We start from the raw sequence: 25520 nt of genomic DNA on the forward strand, positions 1-25520 counted from the left end.
CAGCAGTGGGCGAACGGTTAATGATCGCGACGGGATTCGTATTACTTTGAAAATCGACACAACTCTGACCGGCGGACTCAGCACGATGGGCGCGGACGCCGCCGCCGCAGAGGCAGCAGGATATGCCGGAATTTGGACGTTCGAAGGTGCGCACGACCCGTTCCTGCCGCTATTGCTTGCCGCCGAACACACCGATCGGGTCGAACTGGGCACCTCGATCGCGGTGGCGTTTGCCCGTAATCCGCTGTTACTGGCCACCATCGCATGGGATCTGCAGGCGTTCTCCCGAGGCCGGTTCGTACTGGGCCTCGGCAGCCAGATCCGAGCTCATATCACCCGCCGCTACTCGATGCCGTGGAGTCAGCCGGCCAACCGCATGCGTGACATGGTGCTGGCCGTGCGGGCCATCTGGGACAGCTGGCAGCAGGGCGGTCGACTCGACTACCGCGGTGAGTTCTATCAGCACACGCTGATGCCGCCGCTGTTCATGCCGGCTCCTGCTGAGGTCGAGGGTTTTGGTCCGCCGCCCATCTACCTCGCGGGCGTGGGACCGCAGATGACGACGGTCGCTGGAGAGGTGGCCGACGGATTCATGTCGCATCCGTTCTGCACGCCGAAATTCCTGCGCGAAGTAACCCTTCCCGCTTTGGAACAAGGAGCACAGCGCGCACGGAAATCATTGGACGACATCGTGATTCATCATTCCGCGATGATCGCGATAGGTAGGTCCGATAGCGAGAGGGCCGCGGCCAGGCAGGCGATCCGAAAGCAGCTGGCCTTTTACGGATCGACACCGGCGTACTGGCCGATTCTCGAACTCCACGACCGCGCGGAGTTGGGCCCCCGTCTGAAGGGCATGTCCAAAAAAGGGGAATGGGATCAGATGACCGACCTGGTCGACGATCCATTCCTCGACGCTGTGGCACTAACTGTCACCGACCCCGCCCGAGCCGCGGCGCAGCTGCATGAGCGGTACGACGGGATTGTCGAGCGGCTCGGATTCAGTACGCCCTACCAAGCCGACCCGGTGTTGCTGGCGGAATTGCTGCGGGAGTTGTAGGTGTTTCGCGGCGCTCGGGCCGGCCCACCCGCCGGCGATATCGTGGCACGGAAAGCGCTCCAGCAGAACGTCTTCGAGCATGATACCGCCCGCAGGCATGCATTACACCGGGCATCGGCGATGGTGGTCAGGAGTTCGTGCCGACCGGTGCCGCCACGGCTATTTCGCCACCCAGCTCGTAGCCGCCGCCCAGCTGGAGCCTGTCTCCGCTCCAGAATCGTCCCGGGTCATACCAATTGGGGCTGCGGTGCTGCGGTAGCAGTCCCATCGCCTGGTATGTCGCGGCCACGATCTCCGCGCAGTACGCGTTCTCCAATTTTTGGGCCGTTACCTGGCGCGGCTTGCGGCGCGGGAGGCGCGCCCGGCCGCGTAGCCAGCGCCCGGCGAGACCGGCGGTGGATGGGAACGGGGTTCCGTCGAGTCGGGCGACGGTGCGCAGCAGGCTGTCCTCCATCTCTCGGGTGACCGGACGGTTCAACTGGCGTAGCCACGCCTGCTGACCGTAACGGTGCGCCCACACCAGCACTGCATCACGCAGATTGTGTAGCTGGACGCCACGGTGCGCGACTCCCGACCACATGTCCGGCAGCGATCGGCCGAGCTCCGCATGCCAGATCAGCGCGGGCAGATCGTCGATCACCACGGACATGCCGACATGGTTCACCGGACTGTTCGTCGTCATCCGGATCGCCCGGTCGGCTGCCGAATGCCCACGGAACAGCCAGATGTCGCCAGTTCTGGTGAGCTCGAGCGCTCGGTCGAGACTGATGCCCGTACCCGTCATGGCCGTAGCCTATGCGGTATGAGGTGGTGGAAGGCAGTGGGATTGGCGGGTGCGGCCGGTGTGGTCGCCACCGGTGTGGTGATTGTGCGTGCCGAACGCCGGCGCCGTGCCTACACCCCGGACCAGGTCCGCGAACAGCTGCACGTGCGATTCGCCCAGGCGACGTCGGCCCAGGCGGCCGTCGAAACCACCACTTCGGCACCGCGGGACGCCTCCGGTATCCGCGCGCCCATCCGACGTTTGTTCGGGCGCTGACCACAGTCGGGCAGCGCCGGGGCCGCGATGGTCGGCGGCCTGCTACTCGCCCGTAGCGTCGTGGGTACCTATTCTCCTCGGATGACAACGGAGTCGGGACCGTGTATCCGCATACCTGAATAGATCGGCTGGCTGTGAGCGCCACTACCTTCGACTCCGTCCCGAGCCAGGCAGCGTCCGGCAGACGCTCCGAGGCGATCCACCGTTTTCTCGTCAAACCCGTCGACGCCGGAATCGGAGGATCGGTCGACGGCGGCAAGCTGCTCGAATGGATCGACAAGGTCGCCTACGCGGCGGCGGCCCAGTGGAGCGGGTGCTACTGCGTGACCGCCTACGTCGGGAACATCCACCTCGACCGGCCGATCGCGGTCGGTGAGCTGGTCGAGCTGCACGCGAACCTCGTCCATACCGGTCGCACGAGCATGCATATCCTCGTCAGCGTCTATTCGACCGATCCGACCCGGAAGCGGCCGGTGCAAACGGCGCAGTGCCTGACGATCTTCGTCGCAATCGATGACAACCGACAGTCCGTGGCGGTACCGCAATGGGATCCGACCACAATTCTCGAGCTACAGCGACATCGGCAGGCGCGGGCCAGGATTTCGGTGCGGAAGCGGATCGAGGAGGCCATGGCTGCCCAGCACTACACTGCCGAGGGCACCGCGCCGAGCGCCACACTGCGGTTCCTGGCGGCCCCTTCGGATATCAATTGGGGCGGCAAGGTGCACGGTGGCCGCACAATGGGGTGGATCGACGAGGCGGCCTACGTCTGCGGAGCCGATTGGGCCGGGCAGCATGTGATTACGTCCTACTTCGGCGGGATCCGCTTCTATCAGCCGATCGTCATCGGCCACATCGTCGAGGTCACCGCTCGGCTGATTCATACCGGGCCACGCAGCATGCACGTCAGTGTGCACGTGACATCGACGGACACCCACTCCGATAGACCCGTGCTCGCGGCGCATGGCCTCGCTGTGGTGGTCGCGGTCGACGGCAGCGGAAAAGCGCGGCCGGTCCGGCAATGGGCGCCGGTTTCCGAGGAGGATCGGTCGCTCGAGGCGCATGCCCGGCACCTCGTCGACCTGCGTGCCCAGGTCGAGCCGTTCACCTCGGCGAGCGATATGCCGGCCGATGCCGAACCCAGCCACTTCCGCGCTCCTATGCCGGGCTGACTCGTGTCGGGCCGGAATGCGTAGCGGTGACCGAACCGCTCGAGTTTCAGACGAATCATCAACGGCCCGACACCTGGGTGATGCTGCAACTACCCCCCATCAAGTCGTAACGCTGCCCCTTGACGGCTGGCGGTTCTCGCCCGGGCTTGGGCGCTGAGCGCAATCATGGCTGTTGCGGCTGACCGAAAATACGAGGATGCGGTGGTGGTGCGCCGTGGTAGCTGAGCGGGTGCGGGCACAGCTGAGCTATCTGGATCGCGATCGTTTACCATTCGGGGACCGAACCACGGCCGGTGGCCGATTCGGCCCGGCGCGCTGTCGATATCGCTGTTGAGTTGTGGCGGAGTGTGGTCGGGGAGGGAGTTTGTGGTGGGCGAGTACACGCTGGTGGTCGAGGAGCGGCTCGCCACGATGCGGGCCGAGTATGTGACGTTGCTTCGGGCCCAGCCGGTCTGGTCGCTGCGGGAGTTGTTCAGCACGTCCGACTGTGACATCGTCGACTTCTGCCGGGGTTTCGCGCCGAATCCGTTCGGAGAGAGCGCCTGCGCGGATGTGGAAGAGTTCTGCACCCGGCGCGGTATCTGGCTGGAGGCCGGGGGCGCGCACTACAACAGCATGACGCCCTATCTGCATCCGCACGCCGTCACCGCCGAGCGGATGACGATCATCGGGATCTACAACGCAATCTTGTTCTGGCTCAACGATACTGTCGGCCGGGAGAAGTTTGCCCACCTCACCGACGCCGAACAGCGACAGGCTCGTGTGACGGTGGAACGGCTGTGCGACTTGATCGAGACACGGCGTGCCGCAGCGGATCCGAGTGCGGTGGAGGCGGCGACCGCCGAATTCCTGGCGTTGGCCGACCGGCAGGCCGACACGGACTGGCTGGCTCGGTTTCTGGATTCCACTGTCGATCATTTGCGACCAGCGATCCGGGATCAAAACGCCCGTGCGCGCGGTGACCTGCTGACGGTCGTCGACTACATCGAATTGCGTGCGCATGTGTCGGGTATGTACCCGGCGATCGCGCTGTGCGAATTCGGCCGCGACGAGTATCTGCGCTGGGAGCGGGTGCGTGCCGCCGGACTCGAGGTCGACCTGCGGCGGTTGCAGCGGTTGACCGTGGAGATCGGGGCGCTGATGAACGACGTGTTCTCCTTCGAGAAGGAATGCATCTGGGACCGCGCCGATTTCAATCTGATCCCGGTGTGTCTGTTGAACACGCCCGGAGTCGGCCTGTCCGACGCCGTGCATGCCGCCGCGCACATCGTGCGCGACCGGATAACCGAGTTCCGCCTGGTCCGCGCCCGGATCGACCGGGTGTGCGCCCATACCGACCCGATCGTCGCCGAGCCGGTGTCGGCGCACGTGCAGGATCTGCTCGGGTGCGTGCAGGCCACCTGGGTATGGCAGCTCGCCACCATGCGATACAAGGGCGAATCGGTCTTCGCCGAAAACCGGCTCGCATGATTGTTACCGTGCTCGGAACTTTCACGCGATACTGTGTCGAATCGGGCTATCGTCTGGTGAACGGATCACCGTCTGCGGCGAGGGGTGGTCGAATGGTGCGACGTATCGAAGGGTTGGGGTGGACGACAGCAAGAGTGCGGTAATGGCTCGAACCTGGTGGCAAGCACTTGCCAAGGCGAGCGACATGCCTGCATTGGACGGCCGAGGACTTCAATTGTTGGCCGGCATGATCGACGATCTCGCGACCGCGGTGGATGTCGATCCCTTCGACGTGACTGTGGGCGCCCGGGTCGGGGCGGCGCTGGCAACCGCGCAATTGGACGACCAGCAGGTGCCCGCCGTATCGGCGCAGGTTTTGTACCAGCTGGCCGACCGCAGTGCCCGACCCGACGCCGGACAGCGACTCGTCGGGCTGTTGGCCGCGCTGGGTCAGGGCCACCAGCAGGAGCTGGACCGGGCGCGCGATGTCGGGAGTTCGCCGCTCGAGCGGGGGTTCGATAGAGCCGACCGTGACGAACGGGATGCGCGGTTTCGTATCCTGTTCGAGAACACGACCATCGCCATCGCCATCGGTGACACCGACGGAAAGCTGCTGGAAGCCAACCGAGGACTGGCCGACATGATCGGCGTCCCGGTGGACGCGCTACGCGGGATCTCGGTCTACGACTTCGCCCATCCCGATGACCAGGACGATATCCGGACGCTGCTGTACGAAAAGCTGGTGCCGGCGGGGGAGGGCACCGTTTCGCTGGACCGGCGCTTGGTGCGCGCCGACGGCAGCGTGGGGTGGATGTCGTTCGCCATCTCGTATGTGAAGGGCAACGGCGGCCAGCCCGACTATCTGCTGGCCATCGGAGCCGACGTGACCGAGCAGCATCGGCTCGAGGACGAACTACGCAGGCAGGCCAGGCACGATCCGCTGACCGGCCTACCGAACCGGCGTTACCTACTCGAACGCATCGACGAACTCATCACGACCGCAGCGGACGGCGACCGGGCCGGATTGTGCTTCGCCGATCTGGACCACTTCAAAAATGTCAACGACCGCTTCGGACATGGCACGGGGGACAAGGTCCTGACGGCGGTGGCGGCCCGCCTGAATGACGGGCTCAGTGAACACGACTGCCTGGTCTCCCGACTAGGTGGCGACGAATTCGTCGTCTTGGTCCCGCCGCCTGCCACCGCCGCCCAGATCACGGTGATCTCAGAAAAACTCTTGTCGGTGTTCTCCGACCCGATCACCATCGATGGCCAACAGTTGCAGGTGGCAGCCAGCATCGGGGCGGTGGTGACACCGATCGTCGGCGCCAATGCCGAATCCCTCCTCGACGCTGCCGACGCCAGCCTCTATTACGCCAAGACCAGCGGAAAAGGGCACTGGGTGTTGCACACCCTGCAAGCTTTGACCTGAGCGCCGGCATCTCCTACCGCAGACGCGCGGTCGGCGAGCGCGGGAACTCGCTGTTGAAGGCCAGGTGCACGGCGCTGCGGCGAATCAGCCTGTTCCCCTACCAGATCGGCGCTCAGCACTCGTCCTGCTCCACGTCGAGCATGGCCGCACCACCGCACCGCAACGCCGCCGCTACCCGGAAAGGCTCGGTGCCCGAGGTCGGCACGACACTGCGTCGGTGATTTCTCGATCTGCCGAAAACTGTTCGAAGCAAGGGTAATTCGGCAAACACGTCAATATTTGGTCAACCGACCTGAATGCTTCAGGCGCTCGAGAATGCTGTGTCCTGGGTCTCCTTGGGATCCAAATCACGTTGACCTGCAGACACGTTCGGCCATAACCTCTATACCTGTCGATGGTCGACGAAGATCATCCGGCAGTTTATTAGAACTGTGCATTCGTGCTGGTTCATCGAGGAGCGCAACTCGCTCCACTCCATTCGCTACAAGCGAAAACGAAAGATCCAAAAGGTCGATATCCAAATAATGGCAACTTCAACTTCAGAACAATTCAAATACGTTGGGCCGCAGGGTTCTGGGTCTCGATCTGGTTGGAAATGTTGGTGTATCGCGGCGTTGAGCCTGCTCACCTTTGTGTTCCTTTTTCAGCCTTGGCTCTCGGCGACGGGGCCGGCGGGGGACCTGCACGCCAACGCCTTCGGCCGGATCGACGGCTCCGTACCCGAGCTCAATACTCTCGGGTACGCGCCCGCCAACCATATTTCCATCAGCGGTACCTGGGGCATGCTGGCCGCCATCACCGCAGTGATCACCCTATTCGCCGCGATGCTGTACCTGGTCGTGCGTATCGAGGCGTTGTCGTGCCTCATGGCCGGCGCCAGCGTGGCAACAGCGCTGTTCGTCCTGGCGGCGGTGCTGTATCTCAACGGCCAAGCGCCGGCGCTGCGTGACATGACCAAACACAGCGACGCGATGGCCACCGGACTCGGCAGCATTCTGCGGAATTTCTTCGGTGGCGGCGAGGGATCGAACCCCGAGGCGGCACAACAGGTCGCCAGCGCCGCGATGAAGACTCCTGCATTGATCTGCGGTCTCGCCGCGGCCGCCGCGGCCACTCTCGCCATCGTCGAGTTTCGGAATCGAATCCGCATCACTGTGGTGAATGACCCGAATGCCGATTCCTCATACTTGCCGACGCCGTCATCCCGAGAAGAGTTCGGTGAGCCTGGTTTCACCGAAGAGCGTGGGCCGGAGAGCTCCATCGATCCTCGCGTCGCTGTATCGCTCGACCTGCTCGAGTCGGCCGGCTACACCGTGTCCGACGGGTTGGGCACCGCCGCGCGGGCAGCTGCGAACCCACTGCCGATCAAGATCGTCGTGGCCGGCCACCATGATCGTGAAATGGTGCTTCACCCGCAGTGGGTGGGAGAGCTCGAACCGCACGGCAGCGTGAATTACGAAGGTATTCAAGGTCTTCGTTTTCGACGTAGGGGAGTCGAATTGGTGTTGGCGAACGTGAACGACGTGAGCTGACCAGACAATTTGTGAGTTGGGTTGACGGCGTCGGACGCCACTGTGGACGCATTGCGGACGCAGGTCCGGCGCCGTCAAATGTTTTGGCTGTCCCTTGGACGTAGTAGGTCGGACCGGCCAGCCTCTACTTCATCTCGGTCATCGTCATCCGACCTGTAAAATGAAGCATTGCAGGATGTTTCGAGTCTTCCGTGTTGCTGTGTAGTGCGACAAATCTCCGCCACAGTAGATTCTGACGACCTCGGCGACGAAATCTGAATCCAGGCGTCGAGAACGCTTTTCATCATCGACGCTGTGATCAGTGGGTGAGTTCGCGTGGACTCGGATTGACACCTATGGGGTCGGCATCAGGTTCTGCGCGGTCAGAAGACATGAATTTAGCGCTCCTGCAACTGATTACACCGCAAAGGCACTCCAAAGGTAAGTCGATCGCAATGGTCTGGCTACCTAGTATTCAATGTGCTCGGACACGCCCATGTCCCACAGGCTGGTCGACGAGGCAATGGCCGATCGTCCCCAGAGGATCGGTCGATTCGATCGCGGGCGAGTAGTCGCGGTGGGCTCGGCCCCTCTTGGTGGTGGATTGGTTCCTCCTGGTCTGTATCCCAGCGATGGGGTGATGCTGGTCTATGACGGTGGAGTGCTCAGCGCCGATCGACGGCGGCGATAGCCCTTCAGGCGGAAGAGCTTCGAAGCTGGGCGTGGTGTGATGACGTGCGAGGCCGCAAAGCGACTTCCGGACGTGTTGGCTCGGCGCGTGGCAGCAGGGCGCCGGGCTCGTGCTGCGGGTGCGACGGCATATCTGGAGGATGGGTTCGCTGTCGCGTGACATCGACAACGTGCATCGACGTCATGGAGTGAAGTATCGCGGGATGCTTTGCCGTTGCCGCGGAACCGTTTTCGGGAATCGGCGAGTTTCGGCGGACGATCTCGGCGGCGTTGGAGCCGGGTGACCGACTGTTGTCGGAGCGTGGCCAGGATTTCCTCGACCGGGCGAGCGCCCGTCCGCGGTGCGGGGTCGCGATCGTGGTCAGTTTTCGTTTTCCGGCAGCCCTGATCCCGGCTGGTCCGCCGCAACGGGGCCAGATCGCCAGGACGATGTCGTTGTCCCGCAACACCAACGACGTACCGGGTTAGGCGCCGTCCTCACAGCCTGTTCGTGGGTGGCGAATTAAGAACATCCCGGTTGGTTTGCAATTCGAATCCGCGAGTCCGTTTTGCGACCGAAATGATGGGATCAATTCAATATGACGTGGCAACTAATTGCATGGCCGGATTGGGGCAGTCGAATCGGCCCGTTCCTATTGATCGTGCCGTTGTGCAGCGGTACATTACCTCCACTGTGCCGTTACTTGGTGGCACGTTAATCGGCGACACAATCGTCGTAATGTGAGGGGTTTTGGCCATGACCACAGTTCGACCTCCCTCGGAGGTGTCGGGGCCCGTAAATACGCTGCACGACGAGGACGCTGGCTACCACAAGTCGCTTCGTCCCCGTCAGGTACAAATGATCGCGATCGGTGGCGCCATCGGCACCGGCCTATTCCTGGGTTCGGGCGGCAGACTGGCCAACGCAGGGCCCGGGCTGTTTCTGGTGTACGCCGTCTGTGGCGTGTTCGTGTTCTTCATCCTGCGCGCGCTCGGCGAGTTGGTGCTGCATCGCCCCTCCTCGGGGTCGTTCGTCTCCTACGCTCGTGAGTTCTATGGTGAGAAACTGGCTTTCACGGTCGGGTGGATGTACTTCTTCCAGTGGTGTATGACCGGGATCGTGGACATCACGGCCATCGCCACGTATGTCCACTTCTGGGGAGCTTTCGAGGCGATTCCGCAGTGGCTGATCGCACTGGTTGCGCTGGCGTTGGTGGTCAGCATCAATATGGTGTCGGTCAAGTGGTTCGGTGAACTGGAGTTCTGGGCCGCGATGATCAAGGTCGTCACTCTGGTGACCTTTCTGATTGTCGGCACGATCTTCCTCGCGGGCCGATTCACGATCAAGGGCGAGCACACCGGCCCACAGGTGATCGCCGATAGTGGCGGCTTGTTCCCCAGCGGCATCCTGCCTTTGGTACTGGTCACCACGGGTGTCGTATTCGCCTACGCCGCCGTCGAATTGGTCGGGACGGCAGCCGGCGAGACGGAGAACCCGGAGAAGATCATGCCGCGGGCGATCAACTCCGTCATCGCACGCATCGCGCTGTTCTACGTGGGTTCGCTGGTGCTGCTCGGGCTGCTGCTGCCCTACACCGCTTTCAAGTCCGGCGAGAGCCCGTTTGTCACCTTCTTCTCGCGGATCGGTGTCGACGGCGCGGGTTCGGTCATGAATATGGTCGTGCTGACTGCGGCGTTCTCCAGCTTGAACGCCGGTTTGTATTCGACCGGCCGGATTCTGCGGTCGATGTCGATGAACGGTAGTGCGCCTGCTATCGCTTCGCGGATGTCCAGCGGCGGTGTGCCCTATGTCGGGATTCTGGCGACCGGTGCGATCGCGTTGTTCGGTGTCGGCTTGAACGTGGTGGTGCCCGATAAAGCATTCGAGATTGTGCTGAACATGTCGGCGCTGGGCACCATTGTGGCGTGGACGGCCATCGTGGTCTGCCAGTTGCAGTTGTGGCGCTGGGCGCGTGACGGCAAGGTGGAGCGGCCGAAGTTCCGGCTGATGGGTGCGCCCTACACGAGCTACGCGACGCTGGTGTTCCTGGCGACGGTGGTCGCGCTGATGGCATTCAGTGATGACGAGTTGCAGCGTGGCGCGGTGATTGCGGTGGGCGTCGTCGTGGTTCCGATGCTGGTCGTCGGCTGGTTCCTCGCCCGCAAGCGGGTAGCGAGCATCGCGCTGCAGCGTGAGGGTTACACCGGTCAGTTCCCGGTGCTCGCCGAGCGTCCGTCGCCTGATCACGAGGCGAGCGATCAGGTCATGGTTCACAACGAACGCGAATAGCGGCGGGGTGGACTGCTCCCAGGGCGTCGCGATGCTCTGGGAGCAGATTCGCGTCGCGACCATGAGTGGTCACACCGCGCACGCCGTAGATTGATTGCAGGACGGATGTCATGGAAAGGATCGCGATGCGCGTCGATGTCGAATTCACCAGTGGCGCAGTAACCTTGCGGGGCTGGCTCTACCGGCCGGAACGGACGTCGGGCAGCACCCCGCTGGTGGTGATGACACACGGCTTCGCGGGCGTCAAGGAATGGGTCGCGCCGTTTGCCGAAGTGTTCAGCGCCGCTGGCCTGGCCTGTCTTGTCTACGACCACCCCGGGTTCGGGACCTCCGATGGTGAACCCCGCTACGAGGTCGACCCCACCGCCCAGATCGAGGGCTACCGCGATGCGATCACCTTCGCCCAGACCCTGGACGGCATCGACCCGGAACGCATCGGCATCTGGGGAACCAGCTACGCCGGCGGCCACGTCTTGGTCGTCGCGGCGACCGACCGGCGCGTGCGCGCCGTCGTCTCGCAGGTGCCGATCACCAACGGCTGGGCCAACTTCCGCAGCCTGGTCCCCTCTATCATGCTGCCTACCGTCCACGCGGCCATCGCCGCGGACCGCCGAGCCCGCGCTTCCGGTAAACCGCACGAGACGATCAAGGCGGCCTCCGATGATCCCATCGAACTCGTCGCTATGCCTGGTATCGAGGTCTACAACTGGTTGATGGCCAACGGCCCGCAGGTCCCTACCTGGCGCAACGAGGTCACCCTCTCCAGCGTCGATAAGTTCCAGTCCTACACCCCGGAAGCGTTCCTGCGCCGCGTGTCCCCGACGCCACTGCTGATGGTGATCGCTGATCAGGACACCTTGACGCCCAGCGATATCGCTCTGCAGAGCTACGCCGAGGCGCTGGAACCCAAACAACTGTCGCTGATCCCGGGCACCCACTTCGCTGTGTACGAGGAGCAGTTCCAGCAAGCATCCTGCGTCGCCAGGGATTTCCTGCTCACGAAGCTGAGCGAATAGCACTTGCCCCGGGTCGGCATGCGGGCACTCACTTTTAGTCGGACTGGGCAATGACGTATCAATTGCGCCCGTACCGCCGATTGGGAAGTGCGACTCACTGACGCGTCCGGCAGCTCGAGCGCAACCGGCCCATGCCTTCGTCAGCTGATTCGAACGGCTGGCATCAGCACCATGCCTGTTGTCGTGAAATAGGCATATCCCGTGGTGGGCGAGGTGATCCGATCGGCAGCGGATGGGCCTGTCGGTCATCTCGAAATCAACGGTGAGAGAACCGGTTCGACACCATCGTCCACCTTCGCACGGCCGTGCCTACTCCTCCGGCGCCGGCAGTCGACCGGACACGACTCGGGTTCGGAGGAGAGGCATCGGCCAGGGTGAATCGCCCTGGTGGGCGCCGCCCTATTTGGCGGGGTTGGGGCTGGGTTGGTTGATGGTGGTGAAGTACTGGGCGGCGGCCATGATGGCGATGGGTGCGGAGATCAGTAGTGCGCCCGCGATGGTGCCAAGCGGTCCGATGGCGAGCATCCCGCCGATGCATCCGATGGCCGCGGCGGGGATGAAGGCGCCGAAGAGGCCGATGATGGCGGCCGAAGCGATGGTGGCCCCGGCGATGCCGCCTAGTAGGCAACCAACGGCAGCCCCGCCGATCGCGCCGACAGCGGTGCCGATGGTGCCGCCCATCTGCATGGTGGTGGCCATGCGGTTCCAGGCTGCTTGTTCGCGCTCGTACTCGGTCTTCCACGGTGCCTGGGACTCGAACGGCAGCGCGACGGGTTGGTAGTTGGCGTGCGCCGCATCGAATTTCGGTGTGAGAGTTGCGGTTTGCCCGGAGATGGCGGCTTCGATCGGGAACAGGAAGTCATCGACCCGGAACGACAATTCGGTGCCGGCGAGTACGCGCCCATCAGCGGCCTGCACGGTGAACACCCCGTCTTCGGCGGCAAGGGATCCGGCATCGGTGGAGATCACGATGCCGGTCTCGGTGGTCGTCGCGCTGTACCCGACGGTCGCCTGGTCGGGAGCGGGTTGCGCTGCGGCGGTTGCCATCGCGACGGTCGTGGCCGCGATGAACGCGCATGCGGTGATGGTCTTCCTCATCGTGCTTCCTTCTATTTTCGAGCTCCCCTGGTGGGGCGAATATTCGGGCGAGCGCCCGTGATCTCTCAGAGGAGCTGGTGCCGTGCGCTTTTGGTTCGGACACACGAGCGGTGGGGTGTTGGCGGCGCTTCGCTACCGGGCGGGGTGCCGCCGGGCGGTCATGCTCGATGTGGCCGGTGGGCCCATCGCCGAGGTAGGTGCACATCGCGACGTACCTGGGTTGCCGAGCGAGATCGGGGGCCGGGATCGGGCCCATGCTCCGGTCTCGCATGTGATGACACTAACACCATAACTGAATTGTGAGACCAATAACAGACAGGACGTCTAAAAACGTAAGTGAATGTCGACGTGAGTCATCGCTGTACTGGAAACACGGTTGTTCGACTCAGCTGGACCATGGATCGGCAACAGTGGGTTGCACGCCAGTAGTGTCGAAGATCCGCCGTGCCAGGGCGTCAGACGAGGACAGTGCATGGTGCGGCAGCGGAAAAGGTGGTCGGTCCGCAGGCTAAGCGGGTGCTTCGCCCTCGAATCCGGAGGCCCAGTATCTGCCTCGTAGTGACAAATCGAGCAGCATGTCGGTGACTTGTTCGGGCTGCATCGGTGGCGGATCGGTTTCGAGCCACCACTGCAGCACGGCGACTTGTTCGCCCACCCATGCGCGCGCGAGTATCTCGACATCGATCTTGGGTGCAGTCCCGTGTGCCTCGGCACGCGCGGCGAAGACCTGTGCGGCGGCGGCGGTGCGGTCGTCGATGAATCGGCGCAGCGCGCGTCCATCTCCTTCGCCGCGCAGGATCACGCGATAGGTGTCGCGTTCCTCGGCGGCGTGCCGGAACAGTTCGAGTACCGGCTTGCCGGTGAACCCTGCTGATGACGCGGGGATCAAGGGGCGCAGCCGTTCCTGAAGATCCTCGATCAGATCGGTGACGACGTTGTTGAGGAGGTCGTCTTTATCGGTGTAGTGGGTGTAGAAGGTGGCCCGTCCGAGGTCGGCTCGGTCGGTGATGTCTTCGACGGTCACATTCGCGTAGCCGCGTTCGAGGACGAGCGACACCATGGAGTCGCGCAGGGCGCGTCGGCTGCGGCGGACGCGGCGATCTTCGACTGGCACGGTGGCCTCTCTATGTACGGAGCCGTCACGAGCAAGCATAGCCTTGGTCGACACCCTGGCCGAATGTGGACTTGTTGCCCAATAGCATTCATGACGTCGGCAGCAGCCCGGCCGATTTGAGCGCCGGGCTGGCCTCTCCGGACCCCTGTGGAAGTCGCACACACGACGCATAGCGGGTCCGGGGTTGTTTCAGGCGAACAACTTCTGGACGAAGGGGACCGAGTCGACGAGTGAGGCGTTGACTGTGCCGGAGTGGTCGGTGGGGTACGCGTGGAAGGCAACTGGTTGGCGGTTGGTGGTGAGAGTTGCCGCGTAGCGCAGGGTTTGCGGGGTGATGATGTTGGTGTCCAGGCCTTGGCCGATGAAAAAGAAACTCGAGGTGGGGAAGCCGTGGATGAGGATGACTGTCGGCCGGTCGCGGTTGCCGCGATCGTGCACGAAGACTCGCATATCACCGACGGTCACGTGGTGGCCTTGTTCGGTCCATGCCAGGCTCGCGGCGGATAGATGCATGGATATTCTCTTCTCGACGGGCACCGGGTGGGAACGCCCACGCGCAATGGTGGGGGCTATTCGGATGGTGGTGCGGGTTCGGAGGTGGTGCGCGCACCATGGCGCACCCATACCCAGGTCCCGGCGAGAGCGGCGACGAGCATGGGTTTGTTGAGGATCAGTGCAACGCTGCCCAGTAGTACGACGTTGTTCATCAGGTAGATCGGCACCGTCACCACCAGGTGCGCCAGGCAGAACGCGAGCCACGCGAAAGTGACACGGCGGTGCAGCGCCCGCCGTGCGGCCGGGCTACCTGCCTCGGTGGGTTCGAAGCGGATCCTGCGGCAGATCGGCAGAGTCGCAGGTGTGCCGGTGCACAAGGTGATGCCGAACACGACGCTGAGCACCGCATAGAGAATCAGCGGTGGCAGGAAGAAATCGCGACCCTCGCCGGTGGCCGCGGCCATCGCCGAGAACACCAGCACCAGCGCGGTAGAGACACCGACCACGAGCGCGCGGTCACCGTGGCGCAACCGCACGGCCGCCACCATGAGCGCGATCACCGTCGCGACGGCGATCCCGGTCAGAATGCCGTGCAGTTGAAACCCGACGACGTAACCGAGGATCGGTGTCGCACCGTCGATGAGGTGTCGACTGCCGCCCATATCGCGGATTTTGGCCACGAGCTCGGCGGCACCGGGGCGGGTACCTTTTGCGCTGGTGAGCGAGTCGGACATGGCTACGGTTGGGCGGTCGCGGTCGGCGTGGTTTTCGACCGGAGGTGGATTGTTCACGGGTTCAGCGCCTTTGATGATCGTGCCGGGGTGGAGGGTTCGGGTCTGTCAGGTGGCGCAGCGGCCGGGTATCGAGGTCACGTCTTTGCGACTTTCCTGCCCGGTGTGCGGGTCTCGCGCGGTGAGCGCCGCGGACGTATAGCCGGATTTCGTGTCCGACACCGCGAATGATGGTGTCCTCCAGTGCAGTTCCAGCTGCCTGACCGCGGAGATCGGGTGGAGCAGGGGGTCAGGTGAGCGCAGGTGGTGGCGTCTCGCCGGGCGTGCCCACCGCAGCGGCCGCGGCGGGGCCGCCGAAGCGGTCGACCAGCGCGGCCTGGTCGGCTTTGGCGCGTTTGTCGACGGTAGCCGGGTCGAGGATGCGCTCGAGCTCGCGCTCCAGATCGGCCGATACCCCGGCATAATCGGGGCGCCCGGCCAGGTCGTGGGCTTGGTCCGGGTCGGCGGCCACGTCATAGAGCTCGGGCGCGTAACCGAGATAGTGGTGTAACACGAAGTCGCCCTTGCGAATCAGATACGCCGCACTGGTTGCGCCCATCGCGTGATACTCGCTGAACACGACTCGCTCATGGTCGGTGTCAGCGGCGGCGAGTTCGAGCAATGACCGGCCCGGACGCGGCGTACCCGTGGGGGTGACCGCGGCGGCGTCGAGAATTGTCGGATACAGGTCGATGAGGCTGGCCGGGGTTCGGCAGACCGCGCCTCGGGCCACTCCGGGGCCGGCCATGATCAGCGGGACACCGGCGGACTCGGAATACATCAGCGATTTCCCCCACAGACCGCGGCTGCCGACCATGTCCCCGTGGTCGCTGGTGTACACAACCATGGTGTTTTCGGCTTGCCCGCTGGCTGTCAGGGCGGCGAGGATACGTCCTACATTGTGGTCGAGGTAGCTGACCAGACCGAAGTAGGCGGCGGCCGCGCGGCGGCGCTCTTCCTCGGTATTGGCGTTGTCGAGGCCGGGCAGGACACCGGCGAAGGTTTCCACCCACGGATGTCGCGGGTGCCCGTGCTCGGGACGCATAGTCGGGGTCGGCATCTCGGCGGGGTCGTAGAGGTCGAAGAATTGCGGGGGAGCGAAGTAGGGAAAGTGCGGAGCAAGTAGCCCGGAGTAGAGCACCCACGGCTCGGCGTGGTTGGCCTGATCCTCGAGCCAAGCGCAGGTGCGGTCGGTGACCGCGGCGTCATAGCGGGTGTAGTCGCTGTCGGCGCCACCGGACATGCTGACCATGAGCGGTGCGTTGTCACGGCGCGGTAGTGGATCGCGGACCGACCCCCAGACCTGTCCGATGCCGTCTTTGAGGTGCATTGGCAGGTGCTGGTGGTCGAACCCGGTAGGGTCCTCAGCGTTGCGGTAGTGCAGTTTCCCGATCGATTCGACCCGCCGCCCGGCGCGCTGCAACTCGTGGCCCCAACTTTCGACCAGACCGTCGTAGGCGATGGCGTTGTCCCAGTATCCGGTTTGGTGCGGGTACAGCCCGGTGGCGACCGACGCACGGGAGGGCACACAGATGGGGCTGGCGCAGTAGGCGTTGTCGAAGCGGGTGCCACGCGCGGCCAGAGCATCCATATTGGGCGTCTGGACCAGCGGATTACCATCAGCACCAAGAATTTTCGGGTTGTGTTGATCGGACATGATCACCAGCACATTGGGTGGGGTGTCAGACATCGATATCCTCTACTTTCTGCGCGGCGAGGTGGCCGCGCGGATCAGCGGGCAACGCGGAATCCGGTGTTGCCACTGGTGGAGTCGGGGGTGTTGTGTGTGCGGGCGGCGACGCGGTAGCGGTTGCAGTAGCTGTCGTGGCACAGATATGACCCACCGCGCAGCACTTTCGTCGTGCCGTCGGCGGGGTCGCGAGGGGCGATCGACAGGCCATGACCGTGATCGGTGTGCCAGGAGTCCGCGCACCATTCCCACACGTTGCCGACCATGTTGTGCAGGCCGAATCCGTTGGGCACGAACGCATCTACCGGTGCTGTGCCGCAGTACCCGTCGGCGGCGGTGTTGCGAGTGGGGAAGCTGCCCTGCCAGATGTTGCACCGGTATTCCCCACCGGGGTTCAGCTCGTCACCCCAGGGATAGCGGGCGCGCTCCAGGCCGCCGCGGGCGGCGTATTCCCATTCGGCTTCGGTAGGCAGCCGCGCACCGGCCCAGGCGCAGTAGGCCTCGGCATCGCGCCAGGACACATGCACCACTGGATGCTGCAACCGATCGGCGAGGCCACTGCCCGGACCTTCCGGGGCCGACCAGGACGCGCCCGCCACCGCGCACCACCACGGTGCCGATGGTGGGCGGCGCGCAGCGCGCCGTAGCGCGGCGGGGAGGAATCCGGCGAAGACGAACGACCAGCCGAAACGCTCGGCGTCGCTGAGATAGCCGGTGTCGGCGACGAATTCGGCGAACTCGGTGTTGGTGACCGCGTGCGCGGCGAGCTGGAATCCAAGCACCCGCACCAGGCGCACCGGGCCCTCGCCATCGGCGGGCACGGCGTCGGAGTCGATGCTGCCCATCCAGAACTGGCCGCCGGTCAATGCCACCATCGGCAGCGGGTCGCGGCGTGCTGTCGTGAGAGGACGGGGGGCTGCCGAATCTGTTGTGGCAGAAGCACCGCCGCGGGCCGGCGTGCAACAGCTTCCGGTCTGGTGCACCGTGCTGGGCACTGTGGAGACGGCAAGTTGATCCACTGTCGGGGTCCTTCCTCGAGCCGCGGTCGGGTTCATCACGCCACGCCGATCGTCAAGGCCGGACCTGCCACCATCGCGACGGCGGCGGCGACCCAGGCGGTGACCACGCCGATGTCGGCGCGGTGGCGGGCGCGCAATGTCTGGTTGCGCCGATAACAAGTCGCCGCGACGATCACCAGCGCGATGGCGGCGCCGAACCCGGGTGCAGCGCTGAGCCAGGTGTGGGTTGTCGCGGCGGCATGAGCCAGCACGATGGCCGCGACAACGGCCGACAGTGCGGTACGCCGCCACGACAGCGCGGTGCGTTCCACCGCCAGTCCGGCATCGGCGGCCATCACAGCGTTCACGCCACCATCACCGCCACGGTGGCGATCGTGGCGATAGCGATAACGCCGATCGCCAGCAGCGGGACCATTGCCGAGCCTGGCAATGGGTCACCGCGGCGCATCGCGGCTTCCACGCGCCGCCAGTGTCGGTGGGCGACGGCGGCGATCAGCAGGGCGAGCAGAGCGCATCCACCTGCGGTGGCCCGCCGCAGCGACGAGGTCGAGAACTGCTCGGCCAGTGTCTGCACTGCCACCCCGCCGGCCAGTAAGCCCAGTGCGGTGCGGATCCATGCCAGAAAGGTGCGTTCGTTGGCCAGGCTGAATCGGTAGTCCAACACCTCGACATCGTTGGCATCGGTGGGCGCGGGGGTGGTCACCGAAGAAACGGCGCGCGGTGCACCGGTGAAACCGATGCCCGAGTCGTGGTCGATGTCGTCAACGCGCATGCCTGGATATCCCTGTCCGTGATGGTCGCGCTGGGTCGGGTGTCGATCACAGCAAACCGATAATAGACACTATGCCCATGATTGGACGTAGTGTCCATAAACGTTCGACTGTCGATGGCGGTCCGGGTGGCATTTGGCAATATTTCGATCACTGGCAGACCTAACACTCGGTATGCTCGCTCGCGACCGGTGCACCTCAGCAGCGCATCACGAAGCCGAGGACCTACATGAACTTGCCTGAGCTACGCACCGCGTCTTGGCCGCGGGCGCCCTCGTCGGTTCCGTCGCAATTCTCGTTGCCGCCAATCTGCAAGCACTGCAGGCCATTGCGGCGAGCACCGAGGAGATTTCGGTCCACCTCACCTCGCATGATTTGCGCACAACGCTTGCGCGACAACCCGATCTGAGGTTTGCGGGCGGGTCCGCGACGGTCGGCGAGCGGATCGACATCGAGACCGGTGCGAAAGGCCAAGCTCTGACAGCGGGTTTCGGGGTGGCCATGACCGCGACATCGGCGTACCTGCTGCGCAATGAGCTGCCCACCGGGCTGCGCGATGAAGCGGATCGCCTCCATCACACCGAGCACCTGCATCACTACACCGGTCTCCGGCTACCACTGCGGCCTCGAGGGCGTCGCATTCGAAAACCCGGACGGCAGTCGTGTACTCGTCGCACCGCCAACGACGGCGCGGACCACACCTTCACCATCACCGAAGCAGGCCGCAGCGTGTGGCCAATTCGCCCGATCGGTGTGCGGAATCGGTTGCTGCCATGAGTCGAAAGCCTATCTGCCGCTTCCGTGTGCGCCTGCGCGCCGACATGCTCAGTGGCATGTTGTTTCGTCGCCACCTATCCCGCCGCGTCCGCAGATGGACAATCTGTCTGGCGATGCTGCTCGTTGTGCTGCTCGCAGGCACACGGCGGTGACTTCACGGTCACCGTCGGTCGGACCGAATTCCAGTACACCGCCTGTTGCTTCGATCTGCTTTCGTGTGCTGACCACGTCGTCACCGAACCCAATCGGAGCATCGGTGAGCCTGCCGTTGCGGGCGGTGATCCGGACAGCGCGGCGTGTGGAGTCTCGATCCCGCCGGGCAGGGAACTGGCGTGAGCGGCGGCGGGCTTGTGGCACCCACCGCCGGCTCGGCAACTGCGTCAGATAGATCGGGTTGGTTCCGGCGTCGATTGTTCGTCGGCGCCGCGTGCTGCGCTCAGCGGATCGGCGATGTCCTCCAGCGATTTACCTTCGGCGTCGACACCGAAGCGCCAGGCGACCAGGCCGCCGATGACCATCGTTCCGGCGCCGATTATGTACCCCCAGGTCAGTGGGAGCCGGTCCAGGTCGACATTGTCGGCGCCGCCGATCAGCCGACTGAAGAAGTACGGTGCGACCACACCGCCGGTGCCCTGTGCGATCGCGAAGAAGAACGAGATGGCTTGGCCGCGCAGCTCCAACGGGAAGATCTCGCTGACGGTGAGATAGGCCGAGGATGCCCCCGCTGAGGCAAAGAAGAAGATGACACACCAGAGTGCGGTCTGGGTGACGGCATTCAGTAGTCCCGCATTGAACGCCCAGGCCGAGATGAGAAGAAGTGTGCCGGAGCCAACGTAGGTGGCACAGATCATTTTTCGGCGTCCGATGCTGTCGAAAAGTGGCCCGAGTACCAACGGTCCGATCAGGTTGCCGACCGCGAACGGGAAGAAGTAGTACCCGGTGTGGTCGAGCGGCACGTCGTAGAAGTAGATCAGCACCATGCCTTGAGTGAAGAAGATCGAGTTGTACAAGAATGCCTGCGTGGCCATCATCGTGAACCCGAGGAGAGACCGGGAGGGATACTTGCCGAAGAAGATACGAGCCATCTGCAGATAAGAGAGCCGGCCCGCGTCGACGATGTCCAAGGCCTTGCTTTCGTCGACCGGGGGCAGTTCGACACCTCGGCTTCGGATGCGTTCCTCGATCTCATCTACGGTTCGTTCGGCTTCGGCGGCCCGACCGTGTGTGAGGAGCCATCGCGGGCTCTCCGGTACCTGGCGGCGCAAGAAGATGATGATCAGGCCGAGAACCGGGCCGATGAAGAAGCCGATCCGCCAGCCCCAGTGCAGCGGGACGATGTCTTCATTGAAGAGAACCAGACTGGCCGCCGCACCCAATGCGGCTCCACCCCAATAAGTACCGTTGATGGCGATGTCGACTCGCCCTCGGTATTTCGAGGGCATGATCTCATCGATCGCCGAATTGATTGCCGTGTACTCGCCACCGATCCCGGTGCCGGCAATGAAACGGAAGAAGTACAGCGACCAGGCGCTCCACGACAGGCCGGCCAATCCGCTGCCGACGAGATAGATCGCCAACGTCAGGATGAAGAGTTTCTTGCGTCCGAGTTTGTCGGTGATTCTGCCGAAGACCAGTGCGCCGACCACCTGTCCGGCCAGATACCACGATGCGGCCCCGCCGACCTGCCCGCTGGTGAGGTGCAGGGTGCTCGGGCTCTCCAACACACCACCCATGCTGCTGACGATCTGGATCTCGAGCCCGTCCAGGATCCAGGACACCCCGAGTCCGATGACTATCAACGAGTGAAATCTCGTCCACGGCAGCCGATCCATTCGAGCAGGGACCAGGCTTCGAACGACTTCCACAGGTGGCCTTGACATTTCGTGATCACCTCAATCTTTGGAGATTGGTTGGTTCCCCGGCCGACATCGGCCCGAGGTGCTGAGAGGGGGATATTCGCTGCCGCCTGGCTGATCCGGCCGTGCATCGAACCGTTCGGCCGGAGTTGCCGGGAGAACGTTCGGGTCGGCGTCGAACATCGAGTCCGGCAACGGATTTCCGTATCGGTCGCTTCGACCGGTCCGCGCGAGTCCGTCGAAAGGCCTGGACTGCAGTCTCGATACCCGCATTGGCAACGCGCTTCACCGCCCCGACCGTAGGAACTCAGGTCGCGCCGGGACGGCGTAACCATCGACTCGTTACATAGCGTGCCAATAGATGATGGCACAACAAAACATGACGCGCAGTGACATCTAACTTGCGCCGAGTTTGCCCGTACCCGGTGGCGGCGGGGAGGTCATGGGCAGGGTGGCGTGGCGCCGACGCCACCCAGGGGTACGTGACCAGGCTCACGATTCGATATCGGCACCTGTGAGATTGGCTGCTGACCAGTACTTTCCGGGTAGCTCGCGGGTCGATGGGCGGGAAAATCGGGTGAGAGATGTCGGTGCCGACCGCAATACTGACGCGCGCCCGATGAGTTCGAGTGGCCGATTCCGTCTCAACCACTGTGGCGCCGGGACGCGATCCGGTGACTCGGCAACGGGCCACACATATTCCTGCCAACGCACCATCCTCCGGAGGTATCCGATGCCCGCCGAACTATCCGCTCCCGCCTCGGGAAGGCGGACACCGACCGTCATCCGGGTGCTCGTACTCGCGACCTTCGTGGTGATCCTGAACGAGACCATCATGATCAACGCGATTCCGCGTCTGATGGAGGACCTCGCGGTCACCGAACGAGCGGCGCAGTGGGTGTCCACCGCGTTCATGCTCACGATGGCGGCCGTCATCCCGACCACCGGCTGGTTCCTGCAGCGGGTGTCGACCCGGCAGGCGTATGCCGTGGCGATGGGGGTCTTCTTGGCTGGTACCGCGCTGTCGGCCGTCGCGCCGTCGTTCGCGGTGCTGCTGCTCGGGCGGATCATCCAGGCCGGCGGCACCGCGGTGATGATGCCGCTGCTGATGACCACGCTGATGACCGTCGTGCCCGAGCAGGACCGCGGACGGGTGATGGGCAATGTCACCCTTGCCATTTCGGTGGCGCCCGCGCTGGGACCTGTGGTTTCCGGGTTGGTGTTGCAGATCGGTTCGTGGCGTTGGCTTTTCGTGCTGGTGCTGCCGATCACGGGGGTAGTTACCTGGCTGGGGTTGCGCCGGCTGGAGAACATCGGTGAACCGCAGGCCGGGGCGATCGACTCGGCCAGCGTGGTGCTGGCCGCACTCGGATTCGGTGGGCTGGTATTCGGGCTCAGCCGGTTCGAGAGCAGCAACCTCACCAGCCCGGCACTGATCGTCGCCGCGGGCTCGGCTCTCATCGCCGCGTTCGTGTTCCGTCAGTTGCGCATGCAGCGTACCGGCACCCCGCTGCTGGATCTGCGGGTCTTGCGGTCCGGCACCTATTCGAAGGCGTTGGTGCTGATGTCGATCGCGTTCATGGCGATGCTCGGATCGATGATCCTGCTGCCGTTGTATCTGCAGAACCTGCGTGGCCTGAGCCCATTGCAGACCGGCCTGCTGGTGATGCCGGGTGGGTTGGCGATGGGTCTACTCGGACCGACCGTCGGGCGCGTGTTCGACCGGTTCGGCGGACGCTTGCTGGTGATTCCAGGGTCGATCGGGATCACCGCGTCGCTGGCCGGGTTCACCCAAATCTCGATGACCATGCCGTACTGGCAGCTGATCGCCCTGCACATGCTGCTGATGGTGTCGCTGGCGGCAACCTTCACCCCGGTCTTCACTCTCGGCCTCGGTGCTCTCCCACAGCACCTGTACTCGCACGGCAGTTCCATGCTCGGCACCCTGCAGCAGGTCGCCGCGGCCTTCGGCACCGCCCTGGTGGTGACGGTGATGTCGGCCCGCAGCACCAAGCTCGTCGCCGACGGCACCGACCCTGTCACCGCCCACCTCGACGGTATGCGCCTGGCCTTCGTCGTCTCCGCCGCCTTGGCGCTGATCGTGATTGCCATGGCAGTGCTCCTGCCGAGCCGGGCAGCCGCCCCGGAAGCGGCCGGCGAGCCCGAGGCGGCGGCCCCCGAACTGGTCAAGGGCTGACCTCGATTCGGCACGACGGAGCCCCTGGCTGCCCTGCTGCGCGCGCCAGGGGCTTCGCCATCGCCGGCCCGTGTATCGGGAGCCCGAAAGCGGCTGATGGTTGCCCGACGATGCGGTCGTGATCAACATGAGGCGCGTTGTGCCTGGCTGGGGGCTCTAAGGCAGCTAGTCTCGGTATCCGATTCTCGAAGTCATGGCTATCCCCCATCGAAGGAAGGGATTGATTCGTGAGGAGTCGAATACTCAGCTTGACCGCAGTTGTGACCGGAGCTTTCATCGCGGCCGGTAGCGGGGCGTTTTCCGCAGCCGACCCGTGGATGCTTCCGGCCGTGGAGGCCAGCGGCTTCTACCTGCCGCCGGTGCCGCTTCCGCCGGGAGACCCGGGCACCATCATCCGGACCGAACCGGCGCCGGTGGCGCTGTCGGCCCCCGGACAGCCCGGAATAATCCCGGCGATGGCGACACGCATGATGTACCTCAGCAGCGATGCTCAGGACGCGCCGACCGCTGTGGTGGGCACGTATCTGGAGCCGGCCGTGCCGTGGACCGGCCCGGGGGAGCGCCCGCTGATCGCGTACGGGGTCGGCACGAAGGGGCAGGGCGATCAGTGTGCGCCTTCGAAGTTGTTGCCGGATCTCGTCCATTTCCAGCCGCCGCTCGACGTGATCTTCGAGTACGACGTGGTAGGGCTCTTCTCCCTGCTGTCGCGTGGCATGGCGGTAGTGGTGACCGATTACCACGGCCTCGGCACGCCCGATATTCACGACTATCTCAACCGGAAGGCACAAGCCCACGCGGTGCTGGATTCCGCGCGTGCCGCATTGCGGTTGCCGAGCAGCCTGAACCCCAATTCACCGGTCATTCTCTACGGGTACTCCCAGGGCGGTATGGCCTCCGCAGGCGCTGCCGAGCTGCAATCGAGCTACGCTCCAGATCTGAATGTGCGCGGCGCGTACATCGGGGGGCCGGTGGTGGATGACGAGTATTTCATCGGGTACAACGACGGCCGACCCTCCGTCGCACCCACCTACGCATGGATTCTCAACGGCATCGCCGCCAACTATCCCAACACCCGACCGGTGCTCGATGCTGAACTCAACGACATCGGTAAGGCGATCCTGGATGACTCTCAGAACAAATGCGCCGTGCCGGTTGGGCTGGCCCAGGCCCATCAGTACACATCCCAGTGGACCGCCAGCGGACAACCACTCATCGACGTGATCGATCAGTCCCCGGTGTTGAAAGCGGCATTCGACGAGCAGCGTGTCGGCGGGCTCACCCCGTCTGTTCCCGTATTGATCGCCTCGGCCAGGAACGACGAGGGTGCGCCGTACACGCCAATTCGGGACATGGCCGCCAGCTGGTGCAGTCGTGGTGTGCCAGTTCAGCTGGAGTCGAATGCGGACATTCCCCCGTTCTCCGGAGTCGTCGGCACCCACGTGGTGGCCTTTTTTCCGTCGCTGGCGGCCTCGCAACAATGGATCACCGATCGTCTGGCGGGTGTCCCAGCGCCATCCAACTGTGGTGCATTGCCGTAGTTTCCGGCGCACAGCAATTCCGGTGTCGTGGGGACTCCGATCGGATCCACGGCGTCCGGTGTATGCGCGCGCGTTGTCGGGCTCGTCGCACCTGAGTGTGGGTGATCTGTGCACGATGCAGGGTGGCGGGTCGGCCTGTGAGCCGACCCGCAGCAGGTGGACCGAGCCGATCGACAGCGAGAAGCACGATCCGCGCCCGCCGGAAGCCAGTGCGGCCGTATCGGATTTTCGTGGCCGGAGTGCGCCCGCCGCGACCCGGTAGCGACCAACCTGGCGTTCCGGCCACGGCCCCGGCGAGCCGGGCACATCCTGTGCAGCGCCGTGCTCGGCCGCTAGAGATGCCGAAGCGTGGTACCGCGGCGAAAGTCCTCGCGGTGTTCCACTATTCGTGCGTCGAGGCGGGAAGCCGTGCGCCCATACGATTCTCGGAGAAAGTTCGGCTCGACCGATCTCCGGCGGTCCGGATCGATTGGGTAACCGGCCGGTCAGGCGGCTATTTCAACGGATCGCTGGTAAGCGGCGAGAAAACGTTTATTCTAGATCAACAAGATTAGACGG

21 protein-coding genes and 1 pseudogene are annotated in these 25520 nt (G+C 64.2%); 11 read left to right on the plus strand and 11 right to left on the minus strand.

Annotated elements, in window-relative coordinates:
- Positions 1–46: 46 nt before the first annotated feature.
- Complete coding sequence (locus tag OHA42_RS18940) at positions 47–1060, plus strand: TIGR03617 family F420-dependent LLM class oxidoreductase (RefSeq protein ID WP_406238847.1); 1014 nt, start codon at positions 47–49, stop codon at positions 1058–1060.
- 127 nt (positions 1061–1187) lie between these two features.
- Here OHA42_RS18940 and OHA42_RS18945 read toward each other — a convergent pair whose 3' ends face one another.
- A complete protein-coding gene (locus OHA42_RS18945) occupies positions 1188–1844 on the minus strand; it encodes a hypothetical protein (protein WP_406238849.1) in 657 nt (218 codons plus the stop codon).
- Positions 1845–1862: 18 nt separating this feature from the next.
- On the opposite strand from OHA42_RS18945, the gene OHA42_RS18950 reads away from it, so the two are divergent.
- The 5 genes from OHA42_RS18950 (at position 1863) to OHA42_RS18970 (ending at position 7684) form a co-directional block, all read left to right on the plus strand.
- Positions 1863–2099, plus strand: coding sequence for a hypothetical protein (locus OHA42_RS18950; RefSeq protein WP_406238851.1), 237 nt, complete (start codon positions 1863–1865; stop codon positions 2097–2099).
- 134 nt (positions 2100–2233) lie between these two features.
- On the plus strand, positions 2234–3271 hold the full coding sequence (locus OHA42_RS18955) for an acyl-CoA thioesterase (RefSeq protein ID WP_406238853.1): 1038 nt from the start codon (positions 2234–2236) through the stop codon (positions 3269–3271).
- A gap of 369 nt (positions 3272–3640) precedes the next feature.
- The gene (locus OHA42_RS18960) at positions 3641–4741 is read left to right on the plus strand and encodes a terpene synthase family protein (protein WP_406238854.1); all 1101 of its coding nucleotides are present in this window, start codon (positions 3641–3643) and stop codon (positions 4739–4741) included.
- 184 nt (positions 4742–4925) lie between these two features.
- Positions 4926–6152, plus strand: a complete 1227-nt coding sequence (locus tag OHA42_RS18965) for a diguanylate cyclase domain-containing protein (RefSeq protein WP_406238856.1) — start codon at positions 4926–4928, stop codon at positions 6150–6152.
- Positions 6153–6766: 614 nt separating this feature from the next.
- Complete coding sequence (locus tag OHA42_RS18970; RefSeq protein WP_406238858.1) at positions 6767–7684, plus strand: hypothetical protein; 918 nt, start codon at positions 6767–6769, stop codon at positions 7682–7684.
- An 897-nt stretch (positions 7685–8581) separates the two neighbouring features.
- Here OHA42_RS18970 and OHA42_RS18975 read toward each other — a convergent pair.
- Positions 8582–8781, minus strand: a pseudogene (locus OHA42_RS18975) (IS110 family transposase); the annotation flags it as partial.
- A 308-nt stretch (positions 8782–9089) separates the two neighbouring features.
- Here OHA42_RS18975 and OHA42_RS18980 point away from each other — a divergent pair.
- Both OHA42_RS18980 and OHA42_RS18985 read left to right on the plus strand, forming a co-directional pair.
- Positions 9090–10622, plus strand: a complete 1533-nt coding sequence (locus OHA42_RS18980; protein WP_406238860.1) for an amino acid permease — start codon at positions 9090–9092, stop codon at positions 10620–10622.
- 110 nt (positions 10623–10732) lie between these two features.
- Entirely contained in the window at positions 10733–11638 is a 906-nt protein-coding gene (locus tag OHA42_RS18985) for an alpha/beta hydrolase (RefSeq protein ID WP_406238861.1), read from the plus strand.
- A gap of 399 nt (positions 11639–12037) precedes the next feature.
- Here the strand turns inward: OHA42_RS18985 and OHA42_RS18990 are convergent, their stop codons facing one another.
- The 8 genes from OHA42_RS18990 to OHA42_RS19025 all read right to left on the minus strand — a co-directional run bounded on the left by OHA42_RS18990 (position 12038) and on the right by OHA42_RS19025 (position 18596).
- Complete coding sequence (locus tag OHA42_RS18990) at positions 12038–12736, minus strand: hypothetical protein (RefSeq protein WP_406238863.1); 699 nt, start codon at positions 12734–12736, stop codon at positions 12038–12040.
- A 508-nt stretch (positions 12737–13244) separates the two neighbouring features.
- Positions 13245–13850, minus strand: coding sequence for a TetR/AcrR family transcriptional regulator (locus tag OHA42_RS18995; protein ID WP_406238865.1), 606 nt, complete (start codon positions 13848–13850; stop codon positions 13245–13247).
- A gap of 189 nt (positions 13851–14039) precedes the next feature.
- On the minus strand, positions 14040–14363 hold the full coding sequence (locus OHA42_RS19000) for a hypothetical protein (RefSeq protein WP_406238867.1): 324 nt from the start codon (positions 14361–14363) through the stop codon (positions 14040–14042).
- 56 nt (positions 14364–14419) lie between these two features.
- Positions 14420–15136, minus strand: coding sequence for a DUF3159 domain-containing protein (locus tag OHA42_RS19005; protein WP_406238869.1), 717 nt, complete (start codon positions 15134–15136; stop codon positions 14420–14422).
- A gap of 229 nt (positions 15137–15365) precedes the next feature.
- Complete coding sequence (locus tag OHA42_RS19010) at positions 15366–16805, minus strand: sulfatase-like hydrolase/transferase (RefSeq protein WP_406238871.1); 1440 nt, start codon at positions 16803–16805, stop codon at positions 15366–15368.
- A gap of 41 nt (positions 16806–16846) precedes the next feature.
- Positions 16847–17680 (minus strand): formylglycine-generating enzyme family protein, encoded by an 834-nt coding sequence (locus OHA42_RS19015; protein ID WP_406238873.1) that lies wholly within the window; start codon positions 17678–17680, stop codon positions 16847–16849.
- 179 nt (positions 17681–17859) lie between these two features.
- Complete coding sequence (locus OHA42_RS19020) at positions 17860–18171, minus strand: DUF202 domain-containing protein (RefSeq protein WP_406238875.1); 312 nt, start codon at positions 18169–18171, stop codon at positions 17860–17862.
- Complete coding sequence (locus tag OHA42_RS19025; RefSeq protein ID WP_406238877.1) at positions 18168–18596, minus strand: YidH family protein; 429 nt, start codon at positions 18594–18596, stop codon at positions 18168–18170. Before OHA42_RS19025 ends, OHA42_RS19020 begins: the two co-directional genes overlap by 4 nt.
- 256 nt (positions 18597–18852) lie before the next feature.
- Between OHA42_RS19025 and OHA42_RS19030 the strand changes: the two genes are divergently transcribed.
- Positions 18853–19371 carry a hypothetical protein gene (locus tag OHA42_RS19030; protein WP_406238879.1) on the plus strand — a complete coding sequence of 173 codons (519 nt, stop codon included), beginning with the start codon at positions 18853–18855 and terminating at the stop codon, positions 19369–19371.
- Between the two features lie 380 nt (positions 19372–19751).
- On the opposite strand, the gene OHA42_RS19035 is transcribed toward OHA42_RS19030, so the two are convergent.
- Positions 19752–21170, minus strand: a complete 1419-nt coding sequence (locus OHA42_RS19035) for an MFS transporter (RefSeq protein WP_406238881.1) — start codon at positions 21168–21170, stop codon at positions 19752–19754.
- 790 nt (positions 21171–21960) lie between these two features.
- On the opposite strand from OHA42_RS19035, the gene OHA42_RS19040 reads away from it, so the two are divergent.
- Together OHA42_RS19040 and OHA42_RS19045 are read left to right on the plus strand one after the other, a co-directional pair.
- Positions 21961–23424: an MDR family MFS transporter gene (locus tag OHA42_RS19040; RefSeq protein WP_406238882.1), complete on the plus strand. Its 1464-nt coding sequence runs from the start codon at positions 21961–21963 to the stop codon at positions 23422–23424.
- Positions 23425–23672: 248 nt separating this feature from the next.
- Positions 23673–24962 (plus strand): alpha/beta fold hydrolase, encoded by a 1290-nt coding sequence (locus tag OHA42_RS19045; protein WP_406238883.1) that lies wholly within the window; start codon positions 23673–23675, stop codon positions 24960–24962.
- The last annotated feature ends 558 nt before the right edge of the window (positions 24963–25520 follow it).

It is taken from the genome of Nocardia sp. NBC_01009 (genome assembly GCF_045208035.1).
Classification (GTDB): Bacteria; Actinomycetota; Actinomycetes; order Mycobacteriales; family Mycobacteriaceae; genus Nocardia.

What these genes read in the sequence shown, in the direction of transcription:
- OHA42_RS18945 (WP_406238849.1), bottom strand. Translation starts at nt 1,844, where the DNA reads ATGACGGGTACGGGCATCAGTCTCGACCGAGCGCTCGAGCTCACCAGA.
- OHA42_RS18950 (WP_406238851.1), top strand. Translation starts at nt 1,863, where the DNA reads ATGAGGTGGTGGAAGGCAGTGGGATTGGCGGGTGCGGCCGGTGTGGTC.
- OHA42_RS18965 (WP_406238856.1), top strand. Translation starts at nt 4,926, where the DNA reads ATGCCTGCATTGGACGGCCGAGGACTTCAATTGTTGGCCGGCATGATC.
- OHA42_RS18980 (WP_406238860.1), top strand. Translation starts at nt 9,090, where the DNA reads ATGACCACAGTTCGACCTCCCTCGGAGGTGTCGGGGCCCGTAAATACG.
- OHA42_RS18985 (WP_406238861.1), top strand. Translation starts at nt 10,733, where the DNA reads ATGGAAAGGATCGCGATGCGCGTCGATGTCGAATTCACCAGTGGCGCA.
- OHA42_RS18990 (WP_406238863.1), bottom strand. Translation starts at nt 12,736, where the DNA reads ATGAGGAAGACCATCACCGCATGCGCGTTCATCGCGGCCACGACCGTC.
- OHA42_RS19000 (WP_406238867.1), bottom strand. Translation starts at nt 14,363, where the DNA reads ATGCATCTATCCGCCGCGAGCCTGGCATGGACCGAACAAGGCCACCAC.
- OHA42_RS19010 (WP_406238871.1), bottom strand. Translation starts at nt 16,805, where the DNA reads ATGTCTGACACCCCACCCAATGTGCTGGTGATCATGTCCGATCAACAC.
- OHA42_RS19015 (WP_406238873.1), bottom strand. Translation starts at nt 17,680, where the DNA reads ATGGTGGCATTGACCGGCGGCCAGTTCTGGATGGGCAGCATCGACTCC.
- OHA42_RS19025 (WP_406238877.1), bottom strand. Translation starts at nt 18,596, where the DNA reads ATGCGCGTTGACGACATCGACCACGACTCGGGCATCGGTTTCACCGGT.
- OHA42_RS19040 (WP_406238882.1), top strand. Translation starts at nt 21,961, where the DNA reads ATGCCCGCCGAACTATCCGCTCCCGCCTCGGGAAGGCGGACACCGACC.